Below are 26,153 nucleotides of genomic sequence, written 5' to 3'. Positions count from 1 at the left end.
ACGGTCTGTGCGTGAGCCCATGGTGCGCCGTCCGGGCCGGATCCGCAGTGGACCGATCGGGTGGTTCGGCGGATCCTCCTACGGAGGCCTGACGGCGGCCCGTCTCCGAGATCGTCCTACGGAGCCCGACGGCGGCCCGTTTCCGAGATCGTCCTACGGAGCCCGACGTGGCCCGTTTCCAGCGGATTCCGGCAAGACGATACGTATCGGCTCGTCCGGTACTAGATTGGACCCATGGCACCCCACAAGGCACCCGACTCCAGCCGCCGCAGCGACCGCTCCCGCCGGGCCATCTACGACGCGGCCCTCGCCCTCGTCGGCGAGAGCGGCTACCGGCGTACGACGATCGAGGGTATCGCCGCCCGCGCCGGGGTCGGCAAGCAGACGATCTACCGCTGGTGGCCCTCCAAGGCGGCCGTCCTGATGGAGGCCTTCCTCGACCTGGCTGCCCGGGCCGCCGAGGAGGCGAACCCGCAGGCCGGCGGTGGTGCGGAGGTGGACGGCGCCGAGTACGGCATCCCCGACACCGGTGACCTGGCCGCCGATCTGAAGCTCGTCCTGCGCGCCACCGTCGACGAGCTGAACGACCCGCTGATGGAGGCCCCCACCCGGGCGCTCACCGCCGAGGGCATCGTCGACGCGAAACTCGGCGCCGAATTCGTCGAGAAGCTGCTCGACCCGCAGCTCGCGTTGTATGTCACACGACTGGAGGCCGCCAAGGAGGCCGGACAGCTCCGTCCCGACGCCGATCCGCGCATCGCCCTGGAGCTCCTGATCGCGCCACTGACCCACCGCTGGCTCTTGCGGACCCTCCCGCTCACCCATGCGTACGCCGACACGATCGTCGACTACGCCCTCGGCGGGCTCACCCCGCGACCTTGATCCTTATCCGTTATGTGATGACATCGGACGTGATGGTGCTCACTCGGTGCAGTGGTACACGGCCCCACTGGTGAACTCTGGCCACCCCAGCCGCCGGATGGTGCGACCATGGACGGGCAACGCTGAGGTGAAATGCTGAGGTGAGGGGATAGATGGGCGCCGATTCCGGCCGTTTCCGCGGCACAGAGAGCAGGATCTCCCACTGGCTGCGGCGACGTCCCAAAGCACCGGAGGCCGAAGCCGACGGGACGGCCCGGGTGGAGCTGCTCCTGGCGGTCGCCGACGCGGGCATGCCCATCGCTCCCGCCGCCCACCCCCTCGGCTACCGATGTTCGTGCGAGCGCATCGGCTGTCCCACCCCCGCCCGGCACCCCATCTCCTTCGCCTGGCAGACGCAGTCGACGACCGACCGCGCCCAGATCGAGCGCTGGGCCCGCAGCCAGCCGCTGGCCAACTTCATCACCGCGACCGGCATGATCCACGACGTGCTGGACGTCCCGCTCACCGCCGGCCTCAGCGCCCTGGAGCGTCTTCTCGCGGCGGGCATCGACGTCGGCCCGGTCGCCCGGTCCGGCGAGGACCGGATGCTCTTCTTCACCGCCACCCGTGGCACCCCCGAGGACGAGGACGAGTGGTGGCCCTGCGAGCTGGACTGCCATCCCGAGACCATGGACGCCCATCCGGGCCTGCGCTGGCACTGCCGCGGCAGCTACGTCCTCCTGCCGCCCGCCCGGCTCCCCGGTGAGCTCGACGTCCACTGGGTGCGCGGCCCCGAGCACGAGCTGCCCGACCCGCTGAACCTGCTGGAGACGCTCACCGACGCCTGCGCCCGGTACGCGGGCAGCGCCGAGCAGAGCGAGCTGGACCACGACTCGATCGCCTGGCCGTTGAGCCGTTGAGCCGTTGAGCTGCTGAGGGCGGATCGGACCGGTGAGGACGGGGCGAACCGTCGAGGGTGCGGGTCCAGGGGCGTTCCGAAGCGCCCCTCACTCGCCCTTCGCCGCGATCAGCCCCGGCAGCCGGTTCAGCATCCGTACCCGGCCGCCCGAGCCCGCGGCCTCGCCGCGCGCCGGCACGTGCACCAGCTGGCTGGAGATCCGCTCCTTGGTGAGGCTGTTGGTGACCTCGCCGGTCATCAGCGCCTTCACATCCGCGTTGACCTCCGGCTTCAGCCCCTCCGCCGTCACCTGCCGCTCGAAGTGCTTGCTGTTGAAGAAGACCAGCGCCCCGCCGTCCTCGGTGCGCAGCCCGAGCGGCCCGAACGTGCCACCGGTCAGCGGCTGGTCGACGTACTGGTACGAGAACCCGGGCCGCCGGGTCGTACGGCGCGTCTCGCGCCACTGCGAGGTCGTCGTGCCCGCCGCGAACACGTCCGGCGTGCCCTTCTGCAGGTACTCCGTGTACGCGATGCTCAAGTCGGCCGGAGACACGGTCAGTTCCGTGCTCTGCGGCTCCACCGGCGTGGCGAGCCCGTCCTCGTCCCGGGTGAACTCCGGCATCTGGGACGGCAGGACGACCCCGAGGTACGACGCCTTCCACAGCGCGTCGGGACCGCTCCGTACGAACACCACCAGCCAGCGGGTGTCCAGCTTCCCGCCGTCCTCGTCCCGGTTGGAGTCGGTGTCCGCCAGGAACCAGCGCGGCCACCCTGCCTTCTTCGGGATGATGTAGGTGGCGTCCGTCAGTTCCAGGGGCCTGTACGCCTTGTTGCCGTCCGGGCTGTACGTCTGCCGCGCCTTCAGCCCGGCCTGGTTGATCGCGCCGAGCGACCCCGTCACCCGGTCCGCGTCCAGCGCCGGATCGTACGTCTTGTCCGCCGCGTTGTAGGCGTTGACGAAGTCCGTCAGCGCCTGGGCGGCCTCGGACTCCGTCGCCCCCGGCAGCACTTCCAGCTCACCGTGGACCGTCACACAGCCGCTCGCCGTCACGCACAGCGCCGTGGCCGTAGCGAGCCCCGCCGTCAGTCGACCCAGCCTTGTCATCCGTTGCTCTGCGCCTTCTGCATCCGTCGCCCGCACTGACCGTCGAAACCCTACCGGGGCCGCGTACGGCGTGCGGGCGCGGACCGGATACAGCGTCCACACCGTGACCTGGCGGCCCCGGAGCCGGAGTTCGGGAAGCCGGAGTTCAGGCCGGGCGGCGTACGGGGACGACCAGCGGGGTCCCCGTACGCGGATGCGGGAACACCTCCACCGGCTGCCGGTACACCTCGCCGAGCAGCTCCCCGTCGAAGATCTCCCGAGGCGGCCCCACCACCGCGATCCGCCCCTCGTGCAGCACGGCCACCCGGTCCGCGTACGCCGCTGCCAGCCCCAGATCGTGCAGGACCACCACCACCGCGTCCCCGGCCGCCGCCCGCTCCCGGCAGATCCGCAGCACCAGCTCCTGGTGGCGCAGGTCCAGCGCGGCCGTCGGCTCGTCCAGCAGCATCAGCGGCGCCCGCTGCGCCAGCACCCGGGCCAGCGCCACCCGGGCCCGCTCACCGCCGGAGAGTTCGGAGAACGGGCGGGCGGCGAACCGGGTCACCTCGGTGGCCGCCATCGCCGCCGCCACGGCCGTGTCGTCCTCGTCCTCCAGCTCCGTACCGGCCCAGGGCGCACGCCCCATCCGTACGACGTCCTCCACCGGGAACGGGAAGGAGAGCACGGCGGACTGCGGCAGCACCGAGCGGCGCAGGGCCAGTTCGGGCGCGGTCCACTCGGCGGTGGAGCGGCCGCCGATCAGCACCTCGCCGCTGCCCGGGGCCAGGTCGGCGGCGAGCGCGGCCAGGAGCGTGGACTTGCCGGCCCCGTTCGGACCGACCAGCGCCACCACCTCGCCCGCGTGCGCGGTCAGGTCGACGGCATCCAGCACCTGCCGCCCGCCCAGCCGGACCGAGACCCCGGTGGCCTGGACGGCGGGCGAGCCGGGTGCGACGGGCGAGGGCAGCTCCCGGCTCCGTACCGCGAACAGGTCTCTCAGCGTCCTCATGCCCAACCACCTTGCTTACGACGGGTCCTGCGCAGCAGCCAGAAGAAGAACGGGCTGCCGAAGAGCGCGGTCAGCACCCCGAGCGGCAGCTCGGCGGGGGCGGCCACGGTCCGGGCCGCGAGGTCGCCCGCGACCAGCACCAGCGCACCGCCGAGCGCGCTGCCGGGGACCAGGAAGCGGTGACCGGGACCGTTCGCCATCCGCAGCAGGTGCGGGACGAGCAGCCCGACGAACGAGATGATCCCCGCCACGGCCACGGCGGCTGCCGTCAGCAGCGCCACCACCAGGACGAGGGTGATCCGCAGCCGCTCGACGTCCACGCCGAGATGGCGGGCGGGCCGTTCACCGAGGGCCAGGAGGTCCAGCTTGCGGGCGTAGAACGGGGCGATGAGGAGTCCGGCCAGGGCGCAGGGCAGGACCGCCAGCACCTTGGGCCAGGTCGCCTGGGAGAGCGAACCGAGCTGCCAGAAGGTGATCTGGGTGATCTGCGCGTTGTCCGCGAAGAAGATGAACAGCCCGATCAGCGCACCCGCGAAGGCGTTGACGGCGATACCGGTGAGGATCAGCGTCACCACCTCGGTCCGGCCGCCCGAGCGCGAGAGCGTGTAGACGAGCAGCACGGTGGCGAGACCGGCGATGAACGCGAAGACGGTGATCGTCCAGTTGCCGAAGAACGTCAGCCCGAGCGCGATGGAGGCGACCGCGCCGACCGCCGCGCCCGCCGAGATCCCGATGACACCGGGTTCGGCGAGCGGGTTGCCGAACACGCCCTGCATCAGGGCGCCCGCGCAGCCGAGCGAGGCGCCGACGAGCAGCGCGAGGACGACGCGGGGGAGCCGGACGTTCCACAGGACGCTCTCGCCGACCCGGTCCAGCGGCTGTCCGCCGAGCCCGATCCGGTGCTGGAGCGAGGCCAGGACGTCACCGATGGGGATGGAGTACGCGCCGATCGCGGCGGAGAGCAGACAGCCGGCGAGCAGGGCGAGCGAGAGTCCGGCGGTGAGGACGAAGGCTTTGCTGCGCGGGGACTTGGGGGTGGCCTTCGCTTCGGCGGTGCCGTCGGGGGTCATCTTGGAGAGCGGCTCTCCGGCAGCCGGGGCCTTGGAAAGGGCCGCCCCGGCCCTCGGGCCCGTGGACTCCGGCTCCCCGGTGCGTTCCTCGTACGACGTCGTCACTGGCCCGTGCCGCCCTTCGGGTACAGCTGCTCGACGATCTCGGCGAGCACCCGGTCGGTGCGCGGGCCGTAGTTCAGCAGTACGCCGTCGTCGATCGAGACGACCCGGCGGTCCATCCCGGCGGGCGTCTCCGCGATGCCGGGGATCTTCACCAGACCGTCCATGCCGCCCACCGAGTCGAGCCCCTTGCTCATCAGCAGGATCGCGTCCGGCGCGGCCTTGGCGAGCGCTTCGCTGGTGATGGCGGTGAAGTCCTTGTTCAGCCCGGACGTCTTGCCCGCGTCGACCGCGCCCGCCGCCTCCAGCAGCGAACTCGCCCCCGACTCCGCGCCGCCCAGCAGATAGACGGAGGCCGAGCCGCGCAGGTAGAGGAAGGCGACCCGCGGCTTCTTGCCGTCCGCGTGGTCCGGGATGGTCTTCTGGACGGCCGCGATCCGGGACTCGGTCCGCTTCTTCAGCTCGGTGCCGGCCGCCGGTACGCCGAGCACCTCGGCGACCGTGTCGATCCGGCGGCCGACGTCGGCGAGCTCCTTGGCGGGGTCGACGACGACCAGCGGGATGCCCGCGTCGCGGATCTGGTCGATCGCCTCGCGCGGACCGGTGGTGGTGTCCGCGAGGACGACGGTCGGCTTGAGCGAGAGGACGCTCTCGGCCGAGACGTCGTGGGCACGGGTCACCACCGGGAGCTTCTCCGCCTGTTCGAAGGTGGCGGTGATGTCCCGGGCGACGACCTGCTTCCCGAAGCCGAGGGTGAAGACGATCTCGCTCAGCGAACCGGTGAGCGGCACGATCCGGTCGGTGGAGTCGACCGTCACCTTCTTGCCGTCCGCCGAGTCCACCGTCACCGGCAGCTTCGGCGCGGGCGCGGCGGCGAGCGGCTCGACCCGGTCGGCGTCGGCGGAGCTCTTGGCGGGCGTCGATGCGGAATCGTTGCCTCCGCCGCAGCCCGTCAGCAGCAGGGCGAGAGCCATCGCGGCGGTGAGGGCGGCGCCCGCCCGGCCGCGGACCGGCCGACGGCCGAAGGCCCGCTCGGTGTCCGGGCCCTGAGGGGCGAAGTCCTGCGTGATGCGCACGGGGCACCGTCCTGTCGTTCCGCGGTCTGTGAAAGGTGGTTCAGATGTGACGTATGTGTCGGTGGTGTGGAGGTGCCGGAGGGGTTCCGGCCGGGGCTGGGAATACCTTAGGTTAGCCTTACCTGCACATCCAGCCCTCGGAGGGGTCCCTCATGCTGCCGTCCAGATCCGCCCGCGCGCTCGCCGTCGCGCTCCTCGCGGTGCTGCTGGGAGCGATGCTCCCCGCCACCACCGCGCAAGCGGCCAGCCGTACGGTGCAGGGCGGACGGCTGGACTGGGGCATCAAGTCCTCCTTCCAGAGTTACGTCACCGGCCCCATCGCCCAGGGCAGTTGGAGCCTGACCGGCGGCGCCGCCACGGTCGGCGGCAGCCAGTTCCGCTTCCACTCCGCCAACGGCTCCTACGACCCGGCGACCGGCGCCTTCAGCTCCGGGTTCTCCGGCGGGGTGCACTTCACCGGCCACAAGAAGGCCGACGGCACCAACGAGCTGGACCTCGTCATCAGCCGCCCCACCATCAGGATCAGCGGCGGCAGCGGCACGCTCTTCGCCGACATGGTCAGCAAGGAGCGGGGGACCGGCAAGGTCTCCAACCGCTCCCAGGTGCCGCTCGCCACGCTCGGCCTCGGCGGCATCAACATGAAGGGCGGCTCCACCCCCATCGCCCTCAGCAACGTCCCCACGACGCTGACCGCGCAGGGTGCGTCCGCCTTCGCCGGCTACTACACCGCCGGTACGCCGCTCGACCCGATCAGCCTCTCGGTGGACACCGAGGGCGCGCCGGCCGAGCAGCCGAAGCCGGCCCCGTCCGAGAAGAAGGACGAGGACGCCAAGAAGGACGAGGACGAGAAGAAGGACGCCGAGAAGGCCAAGAACAAGGAGAAGGCGGGCCGGTTCGAGGACGCCGCCGTCGACTGGGGCGTCCGCCGTACCTTCCGTGAGTACGTCACCGGCTCCATCGGCCAGGGCAAGTGGACGCTCGCCGACGGCGCCCAGGACGGCGGGGCGCTCTTCCGCTTCCCGCAGGGCAAGGGCACGTACGACGCGAAGAGGCAGACGCTGGCCGCGGACTTCGGCGGCAGCGTCCACTTCACCGGCGCCCATGACCTGGACCTGAAGTTCGCCGGTGTCAGGGTCGCCGTGGCCCGGGGCAAGGGCACGCTGTCGGCCGACGTCACGAGCGCGGGCACCACCCGCAAGGGCGTGCCCCTGATCACCTTCGCCGCCAAGGACTTCGCGCCGAAGGAGGGCCTCGCCGTCCTCACCGAGGTGCCCGCGACGCTCACCGAGGGCGGGGCCGAGGCGTTCGGTTCCATGTACAAGGCGGGCACCGAGATGGACCCGGTCTCGCTCGCCGTCGCCGTCGACGGCAAGGCCCAGCTGCCGCCGCTGCCCGACCTCGGCAGCGAGCCGACGGCCGCCGCCGAGCCCACCGCGAAGCCCTCGGCCGAGCCGTCGGCCGAACCGGTCGCCGCCGCCTCCGACTCGGGGCCGGGCGCCGGGACGTACGCCGCGATCGGCGGCGGTGTGCTGCTGCTCGCCGCGGCCGCTGCGTTCTTCGCGCTGCGCCGCCGCAAGGCCGGCCAGGCCCCCGGTGCCGACGCGCCCCAGACCTCCTGACGCCCCCATGTGCGCTTTATGGTTCCTCACCCCCTCCCCCCACGCCTCCCTTCCTCCCCCCGTTTCCCTAGGAGACCCACCGACATGGCAGCAACTCGCCGCCCCATAGCCCTGGCGGCAGCCGTCGCCACGGCCGCCGCCCTGGGCGCGACCTTCGCCCTCCCGGCCTTCGCGGCCGACGGCGCCCCCGCCCAGGCCGTGGCCGAGGCCGGCGCCCCCTCGGAGACGTACACGCTGGAGTCCGGCACCCTGGACTGGGGCGTCCGCGCGTCGTTCCGCTCGATGATCGACCGCCTCGGCGGCACCGCCACCCTCGCGGACGGTGCCACCAAGAACGAGGACGGCTCGTACAAGTTCCCCCTGGACAAGGGTGAGTACGAGCTCGGCACCCACGCCGTGACCTCCTCCTTCAAGGGCAGCGTCCACTACGAGGCGCACGGTGGCGCCCTGGACATCAAGTTGTCCGACGTCAAGGTCCTCACGGTCGGCAAGAGCGGCAAGATCACCGTCGACGTCACCACCAAGTCGCCGGGCAAGGACGCCGTCGTCACCGACGACCTGGCGATGGCCAACCTCGACCTCACCGACGTGGCGGCCTCGAACGGCGCCGAGGGCATGAAGTTCGCCGCCATCCCCGCCACCTTCGCCAAGGAGGGTGCGGCGGTCTTCGGCTCGGCCTACAAGGAGGGCGACCCGGTCGACCCGGCCACGCTGACGGTCAAGCCGGCCAAGCCCCCCGTCGACCCGCCGGTTGACCCCCCGGTCGACCCGCCCGTGGACCCGCCGGTCGACCCGCCCGTGAAGCCTCCGGTCAAGCCCCCGGTCAAGCCTCCCGTCAAGCCGACCCCCACCGAGTCCGCCAAGCCGACCACCGGCCCGGTCGTCGACGGCACCCTGGACTGGGGCCTCAAGCAGTCCTTCCGCTCGTACGTCGTCGGCCCGATCGCCCACGGCAAGGTCGAGACGAGCGACGGCGCCACCGCCAACGACGCCGGCTACCGCTTCACCAAGGCGACCGGTCACCTCGACGCCGCGAAGAACACGCTCGACGCCCAGTTCAAGGGCAAGGTGCGCTTCCTCGGCCACGAGACCGCCGGTGAGTACGAGCTGGACCTCTCCCTCAGCAACCTGAAGGTCGACGTCCAGGGCACCACCGGCAAGCTCCTCGCCGACGTCTCCACCAAGGACCGGGCCTCCGGCAAGGTCAACACCTTCACCGGCCTGCCCTTCGCCGACCTGAAGGTGCCCGCCGGCGCGCTCACCGCCAAGGAAGGCGTGGTGACCCTCAAGGGCATCCCGGCGACGCTCACCGAGGACGGCTCCAAGGCGTTCAGCGGCATGTACCAGAAGGGCGAGGCGCTCGACCCCCTGAACGCCGCGGTCTCGCTCGACAAGGACGCCACGCTGCCTCCGGGCGGTTCGACGGAGTACGAGAACTGCGCCGCGGCCGAGGCGGCCGGCGTGACGCCCATCAAGAAGGGCGAGCCCGGCTACGCGGCCCACCTCGACGGTGACGGCGACGGCGTGGCCTGCGAGTCCGGCGAGTCCGGCGGCTCGGGCTCGACCGGCGGTTCCACCGCGGGCGGCTCCACCACCGGCGGCGGCACCGTCGGCGGTTCGACCACCGGCGGTTCCACCACCGGCGGTTCGGTCGGCGGCTCCGGCGCCCTGGCCGCCACCGGCTCCGACACGCCGACCGGCGCGCTGATCGCCGCCTCCGGCGTCGTCGTGGCGGCCGGTGCCGGCATCGTGCTCCTGGCACGTCGTCGCCGTAACGCCACCGCCTGATCCGACCCCGCACCACCCGCAGGGCCGTACCCACCGGGTACGGCCCTGCGGCCGTCACCGGGCTCCCTCGGCCCCCGGCCCGCCACCGGGTGGTGCTTGAATGCGCACGTGAACCACGACGACGTACCCCGGGGCATCGACGTCCTGCGGGTCTTCTGCGGACCCGACGGCCGCCACGGCAACGCCCTCGGTGTCGTACGCGACGGAAGCAGCCACCCCGACGAGGCGTCCCGGCAGCGGCTGGCCCGGCAACTGGGCTTCAGCGAGACCGTGTTCGTCGACGACCCGGAGCGCGGCCGGGTGGACATCCACACACCCGGGCTGCGGCTGCCGTTCGCCGGACATCCGCTGGTCGGCGCCGCCTGGCTGCTCGATCTGGAGATCCTGGAGCTGGCCGTCGGGGACGTCTTCGCCCGCCAGGACGGCGAGTTCACCTGGATCACCGCGCGTCCCGAGTGGGCCCCGCCGCGCACGTTCCAGCAGTACGCGAGCGCCGGCGAGGTGGAGGCGCTGCCGGGCCCACCGCCCGGAGACGGCCGGCTCTACGCGTGGGCCTGGGAGGACGAGGCGGCCGGACGCGTCCGCGCGCGGGCCTTCCCGAGGCGCGGCGACGGGGTCACCGAGGACGAGGCGACCGGCGCGGCGGCCATGCTGCTGAGCGCACACCTCGGCCGGGCCCTGAACATCACACAAGGACGCGGCTCCCAGATCCTCACAGCACCCGCGCCGGACGGCACGGTGGAGGTGGGGGGCCGCGTCCTGATGGCCGCCCGGGGCTGAACTCCGGGCGGCCGTGAGCAAGATGAGCGGTATTACGCGCTGAGCGGGAACACCTCGCCCAGCTCCCGGAAGACCGCGGTGTTCAGCGCGAAGGCGCGCTTGCACTCCTCGATGATCCGCTGCTTCTCCAGGTCGTCCGCGTTCACGCCGTCCAGCAGCTCGCGGTAACTCCGCTTGAACGCGGCCGGGTTGGTGATCTCCTCGAAGACGTAGAACCGCACGCCGTCGCCCTTGCGCTCGAAGCCCCAGGTCTTCTCCGCCTTGTCGCGGATGATCTGGCCGCCCGAGAGGTCGCCGAGGTAGCGGGTGTAGTGGTGCGCGATGTATCCGGCGGGCCAGGTGCGCGCGCACTCGGTGACCCGGGCGGCGTACGCGGCGGTGGCGGGCAGCGGCTCCAGGCCCTCGCGCCAGTTCTCGCCGCGCAGGTGCGCCAGGTCGCGCTCCAGCTCGGTGGAGCGCATCAGCTCGGCCTGTATGAACGGGCCCGCGACCGGGTCGTTCCGCAGGGCCTCCGCACCCTCCTCCAGTGCCCGGTAGACGAACCACAGCTGCTCGGTGTAGCGCGTGTACGCGTCGACGCCCAGCCGCCCGCCGAGCAGGTCACCCATGAAGGTCGAGGTCTCGGCCTCGGTGTGCTGCTCGTGCGACGCGGTGCGGATGAGCGTCGAGAAGGGAGTGACGGTGGCGGTTGCGTCCAAGGCGGGCCTCCGGGGCCGAGGGGGACGGGAAGTCCAGAAACAGACGGAAATATCGGCAGGCGACCGCCGCGACGCTGCGGCGGCGCGTGCCGGTACGCCGATCCTCCTACTTAGGTTTACCTAAGTCAACTGGTTCCCGACTGTCTGTCGGTAAAAAAATACGCGATGAGAGAGCGGAGGGCCCGATAACGGACAGTCTGGGCTGATTACGGCAGGGTGAGGATCTCCGCACCGGTCTCCGTGACCACCAGCGTCTCCTCGAACTGCGCGGTCCGCTTGCGGTCCTTCGTCACCACGGTCCAGCCGTCCTCCCACATGTCGTACTCGTGGGTGCCCAGCGTCAGCATCGGCTCGATCGTGAACGTCATGCCGGGCTGCATCACGGTGGTGGCGTTCGGGCTGTCGTAGTGCGGGATGATCAGGCCGGAGTGGAACGAGGAGTTGATCCCGTGGCCGGTGAAGTCGCGCACGACGCCGTAGCCGAACCGCTTGGCGTACGACTCGATGACCCGGCCGATGACGTTGATCTGCCGCCCCGGCTTGACCGCCTTGATGGCCCGGTCCAGCGACTCCCGGGTCCGCTCGACGAGCAGCCGCGACTCCTCGTCCACGTCACCGCAGAGGTAGGTGGCGTTGTTGTCGCCGTGCACGCCGTTGATGTACGCGGTGACGTCCAGGTTCACGATGTCGCCGTCGCGGAGCACGGTGGAGTCGGGGATGCCGTGGCAGATGACCTCGTTGAGCGAGCTGCACAGCGACTTCGGGAAGCCCCGGTAGCCGAGGGTGGAGGGGTACGCGCCGTGGTCGACCATGAACTCGTGCGCGACCCGGTCGAGCTCGTCCGTGGTCACGCCCGGGGCGATGTGCTTGGCGGCCTCCTCCATCGCCTGCGCGGCGATGCGGCCCGCGATCCGCATCCGCTCGATGGTGTCGGAGTCCTGGATCTCCGGGCCGGTGTACGGCTTCGGGCCCGGCTTCCCCACGTACTCGGGGCGCCGGATGTTTCCGGGAACGGAACGGACGGGAGTGATCTCCCCTGGTACGAGAAGCGACTGGCCAGACATGCCAGCGAGTCTAACCAGGGGTCCCGGGGGCACCATGGCAACAAGGAAAGGAGCAGTCGATGGCCCTGTTCAAGAAGCGCACGGTCGGCAAGCCGGGCGAGTGGTACTACTGCCTGGAGCACAAGAAGGTCGAGGAGGGCCCGGAGTGCCCTGCCCAGAACCGGTTCGGCCCCTACACCTCCCGCGAGGCGGCCCAGCACGCGATGGACACGGCCCGCGACCGCAACCTGGAGTGGGACACGGACCCGAAGTGGCACGACGAGGACCGTTCCAGCCGGCCCGGCGATTGAGGGCATCTTTCAGCCCCTCCGGCGTCTGAGGAGCGGGGTACGGGGCGGAGCCCCGGGTCACCCCTCCACCCGGGCCTCCCGCCTCCGCACCGCGTCCTCATCCGTCTCCGAGTCGTACCGCACCAGTTTCGGCAGCGCCGCCGTCAGCAGCGCCACCGACGCCACGCACGCCACCCCGCCCGTCCAGATCGCCGACCGGGTCCCGGTCCACCCCGCCATCGCCCCGGCCCGCACCTGCCCCAGCTGCGGCCCCACGCTGTACGAGAGCACCTCGATGCCCGCCAGCCGCCCCCGCAGCTCCTCCGGAATGGTCTGGTTCCAGATGGTCGAGCGCCCCAGCCCGCTCAGCATGTCGCCCGCCCCGGCCACCCCCAGGCAGACCAGCACCACCCACACGCTGGAGAACCACCCCGCCGCCGCGATCGCCAGCCCCCACACCGCCGCCCCGAACACCACGAACAGCCCGTGCCGCCGCACCCGGGACGTCCAGCCGCTGGTCAGCCCGAGCGCCAGCGAGCCGACCGAGCCCGCCGCGTACATCAGCCCCAGCGACCACTCCGCGTCCAGCTCGTCCGCCAGGAACGGGAAGATGGTGTTCGGGAAGGCGAAGAACATCGCCGCCAGGTCGATCGCGTACGTCCCCAGCAGCACCGGCCGGCTCCAGGCGTACCGCGCCCCCTCCACGATCCCGCGCAGCGACGGCTTGGCCGCCTCCTTGGCGGGCGGCGCGGGCGAGAGCCGCAGGCAGAGCACGACGGAAACGGCGAACGTGCAGACCGTCACCGCGTACGCCGTGCCGTGACCCGCGTACGCCACCACCAGACCGGCCAGCGCCGGACCCGCGATGGCCCCGATCTGCCAGCGCAGCGAGTTCAGCGCGGCCGCCGCCGTCTGCTGGGCGTGCGGCACGATCCGGGCCATCAGCGAGTCCAGCGCGGGCCGCTGGAGCCCGGCCAGGGCGGCGACCCCGCCGGCCACCACGTACAGCGGCCACAGCAGCGGTTCCGGCAGCAACGCGTTGACCAGCAGGATCGCGGCGAGCACACCGAGCCCCGCCTCGGTGAGCAGGATGACCCGGCGCCGGTCCACGGCGTCCGCGAGCGCCCCGCCGTACAGCCCGAAGACCACCAGCGGCACCAGCTCCACCGCCCCCATCGCCCCGACCGCGAGCGGCGAACCGGTGAGGTGCTTGATCTGGAGCGGCAGCGCGATGAGGGCCATGAAGCTGCCGAAGTACGTGATCAGCCCCTGGATCCACAGCAGCCGGAAGTCGGGCGAGGAGCGCCACGGCGCGAGGTCCGGCAGCAGGGCGCGGAGCCGCGACGGGGGAGGGGAGGCAGGGGAGCCGGGGAGGCCGGGGGAAGCTTCGGTCACGAGGGGCCATGATCCGTACTGCGGGGCGCCCCGGGCAAACCGGTTTCCCCGGTCGCCTTCGCCGGACTCGGGCGGGATTCCCGGCCCTACCTCGCAGTAGGGTCGGCCCATGACTACACAGGACAGCGGCAGCGCGCCCAAGCCCCCCGCCAAGGACCCCTGGGACCTTCCCGACGTCTCCGCGCTGAGCGTCGGCGTACTCGGCGGGACCGGACCGCAGGGGCGCGGCCTCGCCTACCGGCTCGCCCGCGCCGGACAGCGCGTCACCCTCGGCTCCCGGGACGCCGGACGCGCCGCCGACGCGGCCGCCGAGCTCGGCCACGGCGTGGAGGGCGCGGACAACGCGGAGTGCGCCCGGCGCAGCGACATCGTGATCGTCGCCGTGCCGTGGGACGGCCACGCCAAGACCCTGGAGGCCCTGCGCGAGGAGCTGGCGGGCAAGCTCGTCATCGACTGCGTCAACCCGCTCGGCTTCGACAAGAAGGGCGCCTACGCCCTCAAGCCGGAGGAGGGCAGCGCCGCCGAGCAGGCCGCCGCCCTGCTGCCGGACTCCCGGGTCACCGCCGCCTTCCACCACCTCTCGGCCGTGCTGCTCCAGGACGAGTCGATCGAGGAGATCGACACCGACGTCCTGGTCCTGGGAGAGGCGCGCGCCGACACCGACATCGTGCAGGCGCTGGCGGGCCGCGTCCCCGGCATGCGCGGCATCTTCGCGGGCCGGCTGCGCAACGCGCACCAGGTCGAGTCGCTGGTCGCGAACCTGATCTCGGTCAACCGCCGCTACAAGGCCCACGCCGGACTGCGCACCACCGACGTCTGACGCGTACGGACCGGGCCCGGGGATCCGGGCCCGGCTCCCCGGGCCCGAGGCGGGGCACAACGGGGCATGGGGGACACTGGACGGGACCACGCCGTCCGTTCCCCGCCCGGTGCCCGACCGTTCCCCGACAGGAGCCGCTCCCCATGCCCCGCCTCGCTCTCTACGCCCTCGTCGTCTGCGTCCTCGCCGTCGCGGCGGCCGTGGTCTCCTTCGTCCAGGGCAGCCTGCTCGGGATCATCTGGGTGCTGATCGCGGGGCTCTCGTCGAACATGGTGTGGTTCTACGTACGCAAGCAGCGCATGGAGGCCGCGGCCGAAGCCCGCTGACCGCTGCGCCACCCCTCGCCGCTGCACCACCCCTCGTAAGCCCTGAGGCCTGAGCCCTGAGCCGTTCGGGTCGAGGGCCCTCCCTCGCGGGCGCGCCCCGGAGACCCAGCGCCCCCCGGAGCCGACCATGTGACGGCCTCGCCACGGCCGTGGCGAGGCCGACGAGGGAGGTCCGCGTGGCAGACGCGAGGGACGACGGGTACGGATCCGGCTCGACCGCACGGACGGGCGACGGCGACCGGGGCTTCCTGGGGGAGGTGCGGGACGCCGTCTCCACCCGGTCGGCGCTCGTCATGCTCGGCGTGCTCCTGCTCCAGCTGGGCTTCGCCCTCTCCTACATGGGCGCCTTCCACGCCCCGAAGCCGCACCAGGTGCCGATCACCGTCGTCGCGCCGCCCGCCGCCGAGAGCGACCTGGTCGCCCGGCTCGACGCGCTCCCCGGCGACCCGCTCCATGTCACCGCCGTCGGGAGCCGCGCCGAGGCGCGGGCCCGGCTGCTGGACCGGAGCACCGACGCCGCCCTCGTCATGGACGCGGCCGGGCGCACCGACACCCTGATCGTCGCCTCGGCGGGCGGCCCGTCGGCCACCACGGCGGCCACCGAGATCCTCCAGGAGGTCGCACGGGCGCAGAACCGGTCGATCGTCGTCCGCGACATCCGGCCGCCCGCCGCCGGCGACTCGCGGGGCCTGTCGTCCTTCTACCTGGTCCTCAGCTGGACCATCGGCGGCTACCTCGCCGCCTCGGCCCTCAACATGGCGGCCGGCTCCAAGAAGCCCACCCTGCGGCGCACCCTGGTCCGGCTCGCGGCGATGCTTCCGTACGGCTTCGTCTCGGGCATCGGCGGCGCGATCATCGTGGGCCCGGTGCTGGACTGCCTGCCGGGCGCGTTCTGGGAGCTGGTCGGGATCGGCACCCTGGTGGTCTTCGCCTCCGGGGCGGTGGGCGTCGCGCTCCAGTCCGTGGCGGGCACGGTCGGCCTCGGCCTCACCATCCTGATCTTCACGATCCTGGGCAACCCCAGCTCCGGGGGCGTCTACCCGTCCTCGCTGCTGCCGCCGTTCTGGAGCGCGATCGGCCAGGCGCTGCCTCCGGGCGCCGGGACGACCGTGGTGCGCAACACGGTCTACTTCGACGGCAACGCCACCACCGGCGCGCTGTGGATCCTCGGCGCCTGGGCGTTCGGCGGTGTCGTCGTGGCGATCCTCGCCGCCGCGCTGCGCGGCAGGCGGCAGCGCGAGGCCCGTCCCGGGGAGCCGGTGGCGGCCGCACACTGAGCCGTCCCGGGGCTCACTCCACCGCGCACACCGCGTTCTGCTCGCCGAAGAAGGACCGCCAGAAGCGGTAGAGGTCGTAGCCGCAGTACCGCTGGAGGTCGTCGACGCCCAGGACGCCCAGCAGCGCGTCGATCCCGTTGAAGAAGGCGATGTTCACGCCGGGGATCCACAGGATGGCGAAGACCGCGATCAGCCCGAACGGAGCGATCGGCTCCACCTGGCGGCGGATCTTGTACGACAGCCAGGGCTCGATCACGCCGTAGCCGTCGAGCCCCGGGATCGGCAGGGAGTTCAGGATCGCGGCCGTCACCTGGAGCATCGCCAGGAACGCCAGCGCGTACTGGAAGGCGAGCGGCACCCCGTCGAGCGCGTCCAGCCAGAACGGGGCCGTGCAGAGAATCGCGAACGCCACGTTCGTCAGCGGGCCCGCCGCCGAGATCAGGCTGTGCTTCCACCGGCCGTGGATCCGGGCCCGCTCGATGTAGACCGCGCCGCCCGGCAGGCCGATCCCGCCCATGACGACGAAGAGGACGGGCAGCACGATGCTGAGCAGCGCGTGGGTGTACTTCAGCGGATTGAGCGTCAGATAGCCCTTCGCCCCCACCGAGAGGTCCCCGCTGTGCAGCGCGGTGCGCGCGTGCGCGTACTCGTGGAGGCAGAGCGAGACGATCCACGCCCCGGTGACGAAGAGGAAGACCGCGAAGCCGGTCGCGCTCGCGAAGCCGGTCCACACGGCCCAGCCCGCGACGGCGGTGACGGCGGCGATCCCCAGGAAGACCGGGCTGATCCTCCGGTCCCCGCGGGTGGCTGCGGTGGTGGTCATCGGCACACGGCTCCTGGGGCTGGTCGGGGCGGCGACATCGTACGTACGCCGACACGGCGGGAACGACGACGACCCGGCCAGGAGTTCCACCCGGTCAACACCGTGACCGCGTCCGTCGCGGACAATGGGCCCGTGCGCTACTGCATCCTCGGCACCACCCGGGCCTTCCGCGACGACGGTACGGCCGTCGCCCTCGGCGGCGCGCGGCTGCGTGCCCTGCTCACCGTCCTCGCCCAGCACCCCGGACGGACCGTCCCGGCCGGGGTCCTCGTGGACGAGGTGTGGGACGGCGACCCGCCCGCCGACGCGGCCGGTGCGCTCCAGGCGCTGGTCGGGCGGCTGCGCCGGGCGCTGGGCCGGAGCGCCGTGGAGTCGGTGGAGAACGGCTACCGGCTCGCCGCCGAGCCGGACGCCGTGGACCTGCACCGGTTCGAGCGGCTGGCGGGGGAGGGGAGCCGGGCGCTGGAGCAGGGCGACCCGGTCAAAGCCCTCGCCGTCTTGGACGAGGCCCTCGCGCTCTGGAGCGGGCCGCCGCTCGACGACCTGCCCGACCGTACGGCGTCCGCCTCCCGCCTGGAGTCCCGCGGACTCGCCGCCCGGCGGGCCCGGCTGGAGGCGCTGCGGCTCCTCGGCCGGGCGGACGAGGCGCTGTGGGAGCTGGCCGCGCTCTGCGCCGCCCACCCGCTCGACGAACCGCTCCAGGCCCTGCGCGTCAGAGCCCTGAGGGACGCGGGACGCACGGCCGAGGCGCTGGCGGCGTACGAGGAGGTCCGCACCGTACTCTCCGACCGCCTCGGCACCGACCCCGGGCCGGAACTGCGTGGCCTGTACGCCGAACTCCTCCACCCGGAACCGGTCGGACCGAGGCACCCGGAACCGGCCGGACCGAGGCACCCGGAACCGGCGGCTCCGAAGCACCCGGAAGCGGCGGAACCCAAGCACCCGGAACCGGCCGCACCCACCGTCGTGGAGCAGCCCGCCCCCAGGAAGCCCGCCCCGCCTCCTCCCGGCAACCTCCGCGCCCGGCTCACCAGCTTCGTCGGCCGGGACGGCGACATCGCCGCCCTCCGCGACGACCTCACCCGCACCCGGCTCGTCACCCTCCTCGGCCCCGGCGGCGCGGGCAAGACGCGGCTGTCCCAGGAGACCGCGGAGGCCGTCGCCGACGCCTGGCCCGACGGGGTCTGGCTGGCGGAGCTGGCCCCGCTGGACGACCCGGACGCCGTGCCCGAGGCCGTCCTGAGCGCGCTCGGCGCCCGGGAGACCGTGCTGCGCGGTGCCGGCGCCGAGGAGCTGCGGGTCCTGGCCGAACACGGCGCCGACGACCCTCTCGTACGGCTCACCGAGTACTGCTCCCGGCGCCGCATGCTCCTCCTGCTCGACAACTGCGAACACGTCGTCGAGGCGGCCGCCGCCCTCACCGACCACCTCCTCACCCACTGCCCGCAGCTCACCGTCCTCGCCACCAGCCGTGAACCTCTCGGTGTGCCCGGCGAGTTCGTCCGCCCGGTCGAACCGCTGCCCGACCCGATGGCGCTGCGCCTCCTGGCCGAGCGCGGGGCCGCCGCCCGGCCCGGGTTCCGTACCGACGCCGACGAGGAGACCGCCGCCGCCTGTGCCGAGATCTGCCGCCGGCTCGACGGGCTGCCGCTCGCCATCGAACTGGCCGCTGCCCGGCTGCGGATGCTCACCCCGCGCCAGATCGCGGACAGGCTGGACGACCGTTTCCGGCTGCTCACCAACGGCAGCCGGACCGTGCTGCCCCGCCAGCAGACCCTGCGCGCGGTCGTCGACTGGTCCTGGGAGCTGCTGGACGAAGGGGAACGCGCGGTCCTGCGCCGCCTGGCCGTCTTCGCGGGCGGCTGCTCCCTCACCGCCGCCGAGGAGGTCTGCGCCCTGCCCGCCGGACCGGGCGGCCCCGCCGTCGACCGTCTCGACGTGGCCGCCCTGCTCGGCTCCCTGGTCGACAAGTCGCTCGTCGTCGCCGCGCCCGGCGAGGACGCGGAGATGCGCTACCGGCTGCTGGAGACCGTCGGGGAGTACGCCGCCGAGCGGCTGGCGGAGGCGGGCGAGCGGGACGCCGTCGAGCGGCGCCACCTGGTCCACTTCCGGGAGCTGGCCCGGACGACCGGGCCGGCGATGCGCGGGGCGGGGCAGCGCACGGCCATCGCGGTCATCCGCCGCGAGTACGAGAACCTGCGCACCGCGTTCCGCCACGCCGTCGCCGCCCGGGACGAGCACGAGGCGCTCTGCCTGGTGCTCTCGCTGTCCTGGTACTGGATGCTGCGCGACCTGCGCTCGGACGCCCGCCAGTGGGCCGAGGCCGCCTCCTCGCTCGGCCCCGACCCGTTCGCCCGGCCCGGCGTCCGGGCCCCCTCACTGCCGGATCCGGCCATCGACCGGCCGCCGCCCTGGGACGACGACCAGCTCGCGGAGGCGCGGCGCGGGTCCGCGCTGATCCAGGTGGCCAGCGTGGACGACGCGATCTCCGCGTGGTCGGACGCCACGGGGCAGGAGCGGCTGTGGATCATCGCCGACGCCTACCGGCCGGGGCAGCCGCAGACCTGCCGCATGCCCGGCACGTTCTGGATGTACGCGATCATGTTCACCGGGGACATGGACCGGACGCGTGACGCGCTCGACGAGACGGTCCGGGCCTCCCGCGCCTACGGCTACGAGTGGGAGCTGGCCGCCGCGCTCCAGCTGCGCGCCAACTTCCTGGCCGGTCACTCCGGCCACGCGGACCTGGCGCGCGCCGACGCCGACGAGAGCCTGGAGATCTTCACCCGGCTCGACGACGACTGGGGCACGGCCGAGGCGCTGGCGTCCCGCGGCGAGGCCAACGAACGGACCGGTCACTTCTCCGAGGCCCTGGACGACTACGCCGTCGCCGTGGAGTACGCGCGGAAGATCGGCGCCCGGTCCCAGGTGGCGCTGTTGCGCGCCCGGTACGCGGGGCCGCTCGCCGAGCTGGGCCGGCTGCCGGAGGCCGAGGCCGTGCTGCGGGAGGTGGTCGAAGCGGGCCGGCCCCCGAGCCCCGAGTCCATGGCGATCGCCCGGATGCATCTGGCCTTCGTCCTCGGCGCGCAGGGCCGGCCGGCGGAGGCCCGCGAACAGGTGGACCTGATCAGCGCGCAGCTCACCTTCGGCGATGTCGCCGTCTTCGACGGGTTCGTCTTCGGGGTGCTGTCCTGGCTGGACAACCTGGAGGGCGAGCACGCCTCCGCGCTGGGCAACGCGCTGACGGCGCTGAGGTGTTCGCGGGAACGGCTGTCGATGATGATCGCCCCGCAGATGCCGTCGGCCCATCTGACGGCGACCGCCCGCGCCCTGGCCGGGCTCGCCGCCGCCGGCGGGGCCGGGACAGGAGCGTACGCGGACGCGGCCCGGCTGCTGGGCCTCCAGGCGGCGCTGCTGCCTTCCGGGTACGTGCCGTCGACGGTCGAGCGCCGCACCCTGGCCGAGGCCGAGGAGGCCGCGCGGGCCGGCCTCGGCGACGAGGCGTACGCGGCGGCGTACGCGAGCGGCGGCGGCCTCACCGTCGACGAGGCCACCGCCCTGGCGGAGACGTACCGGCCATGACCCGGCCCCGGCTCAGGCCTTCTTGCGGAACTTGGCCACCGCCAGCGGCGCCATCACCACCGTGATCCCGGCGGCCCAGGCGAGCGTCCACCAGACCGAGTTGCCGAGCGCGCCGCCCTGCATGAGCCCGCGCGCCGCGTCCGCGAGGTTGGAGAGCGGGTTGTAGTCGGTGAACGCCTGGAGCCAGCCCGGCATCGTCTGCGTCGGCGCGAAGATCGAGGAGCCGAACTGCAGCGGCATCAGCACGAGCATCGCCGTCCCCTGGACCGCCTGGGCCGTCTTCATGGTCAGCCCGAGCAGGATGAAGATCCACATGATGGCGGCGCCGAACGCCGCCGCCAGCGCCACCGCCCCGAGGAGCCCGAACACCGAGCCGTTCAGCTCCATGCCGAGGGCGAACCCCATGGCGAGCAGGATGAGCGTGGCGACCATCAGCCGGCCCAGCTCCACCACGATCTTGGCGATGAGTACCGAGGAGCGGGCGATCGGCATCGTCCGGAACCGGTCCATGACGCCCTTGCGGAAGTCGTCGTTGACGCCGGTGCCGACGGCCATGGCGATGTTCATGCCCATCATCGCCATCAGCCCGGGCACCAGGTAGTTCACATAGTCCTGCCGGTTGCCGCCGAGGCTGGCGCCGACCGAGCCGCCGAAGACGTACACGAACAGCACGATGAAGACGATCGGCATCAGAAGGACGTCGAACATCGACTCCGGGTCCTTCTTGATCTGGAGCAGATTGCGCCGGACCAGGGCCCCGATGTGCCGCAGATTGGCCCGCAGCCCGATCCCGCCCTCCTCGGCCACCGCGGCCTTCGTCGGTACGGGGCCCGCGGGCCCGGCGGGTGCGGGGGTCAGAGTGGTGGTGCTGCTCATGCGGCGACCTCCTGGGGAGCGGCGTCGGTGAGGGGGGTGGCCTTGTCGCCGGTGATCGCGAGGAAGACCTCGTCCAGGCTGGGCAGGGCGGTGGAGACATGGGCCAGGGAGAACCCTCGTACGCCCAACAGGCCGATGACGGCGGTCAGTTGCTCGTCGCTGAGGATCGGGACGTACAGCAGCCCCTCGTCCGGCACGGCCTGCGCCCCGGCGACGCCGTCGAGTCCGGCCTCCCGGATCGCCCGGGCCATCGCGGGCAGCTCCGCCGGGTCCGAGGGCCGGATGTGTAGCGTGCGGCCGCCGACCTTCGCCTTCAGCTCGTCGACCCCGCCCCGGGCGATGATCTTCCCCTGGTCGATCACCGTCAGCTCCTTGGCGAGCTGCTCGGCCTCCTCCATGTACTGCGTGGTCAGCAGGACGGTCGCGCCCTCGGCGACCATCCGCTGCACCTCGTCCCAGACCTCGTTACGGGTCCGAGGGTCGAGGCCGGTCGTCGGCTCGTCCAGGTAGAGCACGGCCGGGCTGCCGATCATCGAGGCGGCCAGGTCGAGCCGGCGGCGCATGCCACCGCTGTACTCCATGCAGGCCCGCTTGGCCGCGCCGGTGAGCGAGAACCGCTCCAGGAGTTCGTCCGCGCGGGCCCGCGCCTGCTTGCGGGGCAGATCCAGCAGCCGCCCGATCATGTAGAGGTTCTCCCAGCCGGAGAGCTTCTCGTCGACCGAGGCGTACTGCCCGGTCAGGCCGATCCGGCGGCGCAGCTCGCGCGGCTGCTTCACCACGTCGAAGCCCGCGACGACCGCGTGTCCGGCGTCCGGGGTGATCAGCGTGGAGAGACAGCGTACGAGAGTGGTCTTGCCGGCGCCGTTGGGGCCGAGCACGCCGAGGACGGTGCCTTCGCGGACGTCGAGGTCCACGCCGTCCAGTGCCTTGGTCTCGCCGTAGTGCTTGACCAGCCCCCGTACCTCGACGGCGTTTCCGCCGCTCCTGGGGTTCGTGTCGATGCGTTCCATGTCCACCATGGGACCAGCGCCGACCGACAGCTCACCGACAGCCGGCCGACAGCCTCCCTGGACGGACGACAGCCCGCCGATGGGGGATGTCGGCGGGCTGTCGGTGGTGCGGGAAATGGTCGACGGGGATCCTGGGCGGATCCGGGTGGATCAGTGGAAGGTGTGCTCCGGCGCTGGGAACGTGCCGCCCACGACCTCCTCGGCGAACTCCTTCGCCGCGTCACCGAGGACCTGGCGCAGGTTCGCGTACTGCTTGGTGAAGCGCGGCACCTTGCCGCCGGTCAGCCCGACCATGTCGGTGTAGACGAGCACCTGCGCGTCGGTCCCCGCACCGGCGCCGATGCCGACGGTCGGGATGTGCAGCGTCCGGGTGACCTGCGTGGCCAGCTCCTCGGGCACCAGCTCCAGCACCACGGCGAACGCGCCCGCGTCCTGGACCGCCTTGGCGTCGCGGAGCAGCTGGTGGGCCGCCTCGTCGCCACGGCCCTGCACCCGGTAGCCCATGGCGTTGACGGACTGCGGGGTCAGGCCGATGTGGGCCATGACCGGGATGCCCGCCTCCACGAGCAGCCGGATCTGGTCGAGCGACCGCTCGCCACCCTCCAGCTTGACCGCGCCGACGCCCGACTCCTTGATCAGCCGCGTGGCGTTGCGCAGCGCCTGGACGGGGCCTTCCTGGTACGAGCCGAAGGGCAGGTCCGCGACGATGAGCGCGCGCTTGGTGCCCCGTACGACGGCGGCGGAGAGGATGGCGATCTCGTCCATCGTGACGGGCACGGTGGTCTCGTAGCCGAGGTGGACGTTGCCCATCGAGTCGCCGACGAGCATGACCGGGATGCCGGCCTCGTCGAAGACGGACGCGGTCATCGCGTCGTAGGCGGTGAGCATGGGCCACTTCTCGCCGCGCTCGGTGGCGGCGGCGATGTCGTGGACGGTGACGCGGCGCGTGGACTTCCCTCCGTACAGCGCCTTGCTGCTGTCGGGGGCGGAAGCGGTGGTTCCCGCGGGGGAAGACTGGTTCTGCGCAGCCTGAAGCGACATGGCCAACGGCTCCTTCGTCATCTCGAGGCGCCCTGACGGCGTCCCCGGATCCCTTCCATGGTGGCATCCCGCCGGGGCAAACGGGAAGTGGGCCCGCGCGAGGCCCGTCCGGCCGCCTTCCGTTGGGCAAAGCTTTAACAATACGAGACGGTCTCGTATCGAAACGGCGTTAGGCTCGACCCATGTCCCCATCCTCACCCCCAGCCGCTGCCGCCGAGCCCCGCATACCCGAGGCGATCCACCGCCGCCGCTGGTGGATCCTCACCGTCCTCATGTTCAGCCTGCTCATCGTGGTGCTGGACAACTCGATCCTGAACGTCGCGGTCAAGACGATCGCCAGCCCCGCGCCCACCGGCATCGGCGCCACCCAGAGCGAGCTGGAGTGGGCGATCAACTCCTACACGCTCGTCTTCGCCGGACTCCTCTTCACCGCCGGCCTCCTCGGTGACCGCATCGGCCGCAAGAAGGTCCTCCTCTTCGGCATCCTCGTCTTCGGCATCGGCTCCGCGCTGGCCGCGATGTCCGCCTCACCCGGTGAACTCATCACCTGGCGCGCGCTGATGGGCTTCGGCGCGGCCTTCGTGATGCCCGCCACGCTCGCCGTCCTGATGAACGTCTTCGAGCGCGACGAGCAGCCCAAGGCCATCGGTATCTGGGCCGGCAGCGTCGGCCTCGGCATCGCGATCGGCCCGATCACCGGCGGACTGCTCCTGGAGCACTTCTGGTGGGGCTCGATCTTCCTGGTGAACGTCCCCGTGGTCGTCCTCGCGCTCATCGCGATGGTGATCCTGGTCCCGGACTCCCGCGACCCGAAGCCCGGCAAGGTCGACCCGGTGGGCGTCGCGCTCTCCATCGTCGGCCTGGTCCTGCTGGTGTACGGGATCATCCGGGGCGGCGAGCTGGCCGACTTCACCGACACCACCGTGCTGCTCTCCATCGTCGGCGGACTGCTGGTGCTGGCCGGATTCGTGTGGCACGAGAAGCGCAGCAGCCACCCGGCGATGGACGTCACGTACTTCCGGAAGCCCGCGTTCTCCGCCGCCGTCGCCGCGATAGCGCTGGTCTTCTTCGCGCTCATGGGCGTGACCTTCTTCTCCGCCTTCTACCTCCAGAGCGTGCGCGGCTACAGCGCCCTCCAGTCGGGCCTGCTGATCGTTCCGCTCGCCGCCGCGCAGATGATCTTCGCGCCGCGGGCCCGGCTGGTCGTGGACCGCTTCGGCGCCCGCGCGGTCTGCACGGTCGGCATGCTGCTGGTCGCCGCGGGACTGGCGTGCTTCGCGCTGTTCGACACCGGTACGCCGGTGTGGGTGCTCTGCCTCGTCTTCTTCGTCCAGGGCACCGGGATGGCGCACATCATGCCGCCGGTCACCGTGGCCGTGATGCAGGCGCTGCCGCGCGAGAAGGCCGGTTCCGGATCGGCCATCAACAACACCTTCCGCCAGGTCGGCGGCGCACTCGGGATCGCGGTGCTCGGCTCGGTGCTCTCCACCGTCTACCGGGGTGACATCGAGGGCCACCTCACCGCCGTTCCGGCCGGGGCCAGGGACGTGGCCGGCGAGTCCATCGAGGCCACGCTCGGAGTCGCGGAGAGGCTCGGCCCGGTGGCCGGAAAGCCACTGATCGCCGCCGCCCACGACGCGTTCATCAGCGCCATGCACGTGACCGCGCTCGGCTCGGCGGCCGTCGCCCTGATCGGCGCGCTGGTCGTCGGCCTGTACCTGCCGGGACGCAGCCGTACGGTCCCGGAGGAGCCGGCGGACCAGGCGCCCCGGCCCACGCAGGAGCCGGTGGGCCGCTGACGTCACCGGAAGGGCCGGGCCGCGGCCGTCCGCACCGCTCCGGTCGGCGAGAATCGGGACGTACGGCCGTACGGCGACGACCGTACGGCGGCACGGCGACGACCGTACGACGGCACGGCGAGAGGCGGCACCAAGGTGCGGGACCAGGACGACGACGGCGAGCAGGACGGCGCTCGGACCGCCGTTCCGGACCACCACGGCCCGGAACGCGACCGCGCCACGCGGGACGACGGGACACCGGACCCGGAGCCCCGCCGCGGCCGCCCTCGCTCCGCCGCGGCCGAACGGGCGATCCTGGACGCCGTCATCGCCCTCCTGGAGGCCGGCGAACCCCTGGCGGGCCTCTCCATCGAACGCATCGCGCGTACGGCGGGCGTCGGCAAGGCGACGATCTACCGCCGCTGGACCGGCAAGGAGGAGCTCTTCGTCGATGTCGTACGGGACATGGAACCCGTCGACCCGCCCGTCTCCGGCACCGAGGGCCTCGCCGACCTGCGCATCATGCTGGAGTCCCTGCGCACCCGGGGCCTCGCCCAGCGCTCCTCGGTGCTGCTGCACAACATCTTCGCCCAGATGAAGAGCCACCCGAAGCTCTGGGCCGAGTACTCCGGCCGGGTCATCGCACCCCGCCGCGCCGCGATGCTGGCAGCCGTACGCCGGGCCGTCGCCGCCGGAGAGCTGCGCGACGACCTCGACGTGGAGCTGATCGACGACCTCTTCGTCGGCCCGGTCCTCGTCCGTACCGTCCACCGCCCCGACGCACCCCTCCCCGACGACCTCGTCGACCGCATCATCACGGCGCTGCTCCAGGGACTGGCCCCGGCGGCCGGGCGAGTGTGATCGTTCTGTCACAAGCGCCGACGGACCCGGCGGAAACCGGAACCTC

The 26,153-nt window shown here is 72.4% G+C and carries 23 protein-coding genes; 12 read left to right on the top strand and 11 right to left on the bottom strand.

The genetic code is table 11. The annotated features are described in order from the left end of the window. Positions 1–234: 234 nt before the first annotated feature. Both ACQP09_RS08060 and ACQP09_RS08055 read left to right on the top strand, forming a co-directional pair. On the top strand, positions 235–882 hold the full coding sequence (locus ACQP09_RS08060) for a TetR/AcrR family transcriptional regulator (RefSeq protein ID WP_433397119.1): 648 nt from the start codon (positions 235–237) through the stop codon (positions 880–882). Between the two features lie 152 nt (positions 883–1,034). Further along, a complete protein-coding gene (locus tag ACQP09_RS08055) occupies positions 1,035–1,781 on the top strand; it encodes a bifunctional DNA primase/polymerase (protein ID WP_433397117.1) in 747 nt (248 codons plus the stop codon). A gap of 87 nt (positions 1,782–1,868) precedes the next feature. Here the strand turns inward: ACQP09_RS08055 and ACQP09_RS08050 are convergent, their stop codons facing one another. The 4 genes from ACQP09_RS08050 to ACQP09_RS08035 all read right to left on the bottom strand — a co-directional run bounded on the left by ACQP09_RS08050 (position 1,869) and on the right by ACQP09_RS08035 (position 6,100). Continuing rightward, on the bottom strand, positions 1,869–2,864 hold the full coding sequence (locus ACQP09_RS08050; protein ID WP_433397115.1) for a hypothetical protein: 996 nt from the start codon (positions 2,862–2,864) through the stop codon (positions 1,869–1,871). A gap of 145 nt (positions 2,865–3,009) precedes the next feature. Further along, on the bottom strand, positions 3,010–3,852 hold the full coding sequence (locus ACQP09_RS08045; protein WP_432148297.1) for a heme ABC transporter ATP-binding protein: 843 nt from the start codon (positions 3,850–3,852) through the stop codon (positions 3,010–3,012). Then, positions 3,849–5,027: a FecCD family ABC transporter permease gene (locus ACQP09_RS08040; RefSeq protein ID WP_433397113.1), complete on the bottom strand. Its 1,179-nt coding sequence runs from the start codon at positions 5,025–5,027 to the stop codon at positions 3,849–3,851. Before ACQP09_RS08040 ends, ACQP09_RS08045 begins: the two co-directional genes overlap by 4 nt. Continuing rightward, positions 5,024–6,100, bottom strand: coding sequence for a heme/hemin ABC transporter substrate-binding protein (locus ACQP09_RS08035; protein WP_433397111.1), 1,077 nt, complete (start codon positions 6,098–6,100; stop codon positions 5,024–5,026). Before ACQP09_RS08035 ends, ACQP09_RS08040 begins: the two co-directional genes overlap by 4 nt. Positions 6,101–6,252: 152 nt before the next feature. Here ACQP09_RS08035 and ACQP09_RS08030 point away from each other — a divergent pair, with 152 nt between their 5' ends. The 3 genes from ACQP09_RS08030 to ACQP09_RS08020 all read left to right on the top strand — a co-directional run bounded on the left by ACQP09_RS08030 (position 6,253) and on the right by ACQP09_RS08020 (position 10,287). Then, positions 6,253–7,719 carry an HtaA domain-containing protein gene (locus tag ACQP09_RS08030; protein ID WP_433397109.1) on the top strand — a complete coding sequence of 489 codons (1,467 nt, stop codon included), beginning with the start codon at positions 6,253–6,255 and terminating at the stop codon, positions 7,717–7,719. An 84-nt stretch (positions 7,720–7,803) separates the two neighbouring features. Further along, complete coding sequence (locus tag ACQP09_RS08025; protein ID WP_433397107.1) at positions 7,804–9,507, top strand: HtaA domain-containing protein; 1,704 nt, start codon at positions 7,804–7,806, stop codon at positions 9,505–9,507. Between the two features lie 108 nt (positions 9,508–9,615). After that, positions 9,616–10,287 (top strand): PhzF family phenazine biosynthesis protein, encoded by a 672-nt coding sequence (locus ACQP09_RS08020; protein WP_433397105.1) that lies wholly within the window; start codon positions 9,616–9,618, stop codon positions 10,285–10,287. Positions 10,288–10,319: 32 nt separating this feature from the next. Here ACQP09_RS08020 and ACQP09_RS08015 read toward each other — a convergent pair whose 3' ends face one another. Beyond that, positions 10,320–10,985 (bottom strand): heme oxygenase (biliverdin-producing), encoded by a 666-nt coding sequence (locus ACQP09_RS08015; protein ID WP_432148291.1) that lies wholly within the window; start codon positions 10,983–10,985, stop codon positions 10,320–10,322. Positions 10,986–11,191: 206 nt separating this feature from the next. Continuing rightward, a complete protein-coding gene (map, locus tag ACQP09_RS08010; protein WP_433397102.1) occupies positions 11,192–12,049 on the bottom strand; it encodes a type I methionyl aminopeptidase in 858 nt (285 codons plus the stop codon). A gap of 59 nt (positions 12,050–12,108) precedes the next feature. Between map and ACQP09_RS08005 the strand changes: the two genes are divergently transcribed. Then, on the top strand, positions 12,109–12,339 hold the full coding sequence (locus ACQP09_RS08005) for a hypothetical protein (protein ID WP_433397100.1): 231 nt from the start codon (positions 12,109–12,111) through the stop codon (positions 12,337–12,339). 57 nt (positions 12,340–12,396) lie between these two features. Here the strand turns inward: ACQP09_RS08005 and ACQP09_RS08000 are convergent, their stop codons facing one another. After that, a complete protein-coding gene (locus ACQP09_RS08000) occupies positions 12,397–13,713 on the bottom strand; it encodes an MFS transporter (protein ID WP_433397098.1) in 1,317 nt (438 codons plus the stop codon). Between the two features lie 109 nt (positions 13,714–13,822). Between ACQP09_RS08000 and npdG the strand changes: the two genes are divergently transcribed. The 3 genes from npdG (at position 13,823) to ACQP09_RS07985 (ending at position 16,136) form a co-directional block, all read left to right on the top strand. Further along, entirely contained in the window at positions 13,823–14,533 is a 711-nt protein-coding gene (npdG, locus tag ACQP09_RS07995) for an NADPH-dependent F420 reductase (protein ID WP_433397096.1), read from the top strand. 143 nt (positions 14,534–14,676) lie between these two features. Then, positions 14,677–14,859 (top strand): hypothetical protein, encoded by a 183-nt coding sequence (locus ACQP09_RS07990; protein WP_355868218.1) that lies wholly within the window; start codon positions 14,677–14,679, stop codon positions 14,857–14,859. A gap of 176 nt (positions 14,860–15,035) precedes the next feature. Next, a complete protein-coding gene (locus tag ACQP09_RS07985; protein WP_433397094.1) occupies positions 15,036–16,136 on the top strand; it encodes a DUF3533 domain-containing protein in 1,101 nt (366 codons plus the stop codon). Positions 16,137–16,149: 13 nt separating this feature from the next. Here the strand turns inward: ACQP09_RS07985 and ACQP09_RS07980 are convergent, their stop codons facing one another. After that, complete coding sequence (locus ACQP09_RS07980; protein WP_433397092.1) at positions 16,150–16,959, bottom strand: site-2 protease family protein; 810 nt, start codon at positions 16,957–16,959, stop codon at positions 16,150–16,152. 132 nt (positions 16,960–17,091) lie between these two features. Between ACQP09_RS07980 and ACQP09_RS07975 the strand changes: the two genes are divergently transcribed. Continuing rightward, entirely contained in the window at positions 17,092–20,541 is a 3,450-nt protein-coding gene (locus ACQP09_RS07975; RefSeq protein WP_433397090.1) for an AfsR/SARP family transcriptional regulator, read from the top strand. Positions 20,542–20,553: 12 nt separating this feature from the next. Here ACQP09_RS07975 and ACQP09_RS07970 read toward each other — a convergent pair whose 3' ends face one another. The 3 genes from ACQP09_RS07970 to panB all read right to left on the bottom strand — a co-directional run bounded on the left by ACQP09_RS07970 (position 20,554) and on the right by panB (position 23,468). Then, positions 20,554–21,417 (bottom strand): ABC transporter permease, encoded by an 864-nt coding sequence (locus tag ACQP09_RS07970; protein ID WP_433397088.1) that lies wholly within the window; start codon positions 21,415–21,417, stop codon positions 20,554–20,556. Next, complete coding sequence (locus tag ACQP09_RS07965; RefSeq protein WP_433397086.1) at positions 21,414–22,436, bottom strand: ATP-binding cassette domain-containing protein; 1,023 nt, start codon at positions 22,434–22,436, stop codon at positions 21,414–21,416. The genes ACQP09_RS07970 and ACQP09_RS07965 overlap by 4 nt, the downstream gene beginning before the upstream one ends. Positions 22,437–22,577: 141 nt before the next feature. Continuing rightward, on the bottom strand, positions 22,578–23,468 hold the full coding sequence (gene panB / locus ACQP09_RS07960) for a 3-methyl-2-oxobutanoate hydroxymethyltransferase (RefSeq protein WP_433397084.1): 891 nt from the start codon (positions 23,466–23,468) through the stop codon (positions 22,578–22,580). A 182-nt stretch (positions 23,469–23,650) separates the two neighbouring features. On the opposite strand from panB, the gene ACQP09_RS07955 reads away from it, so the two are divergent. Next, positions 23,651–25,267, top strand: a complete 1,617-nt coding sequence (locus ACQP09_RS07955) for an MFS transporter (protein WP_433397082.1) — start codon at positions 23,651–23,653, stop codon at positions 25,265–25,267. A gap of 135 nt (positions 25,268–25,402) precedes the next feature. Continuing rightward, on the top strand, positions 25,403–26,107 hold the full coding sequence (locus ACQP09_RS07950; RefSeq protein WP_433397081.1) for a TetR/AcrR family transcriptional regulator: 705 nt from the start codon (positions 25,403–25,405) through the stop codon (positions 26,105–26,107). Positions 26,108–26,153 lie beyond the last annotated feature (46 nt).

The organism is Streptomyces sp. CA-146814, from assembly GCF_050942385.1.
GTDB lineage: Bacteria > Actinomycetota > Actinomycetes > Streptomycetales > Streptomycetaceae > Streptomyces.
This window is presented reverse-complemented; position numbering and strand designations above follow the sequence as displayed.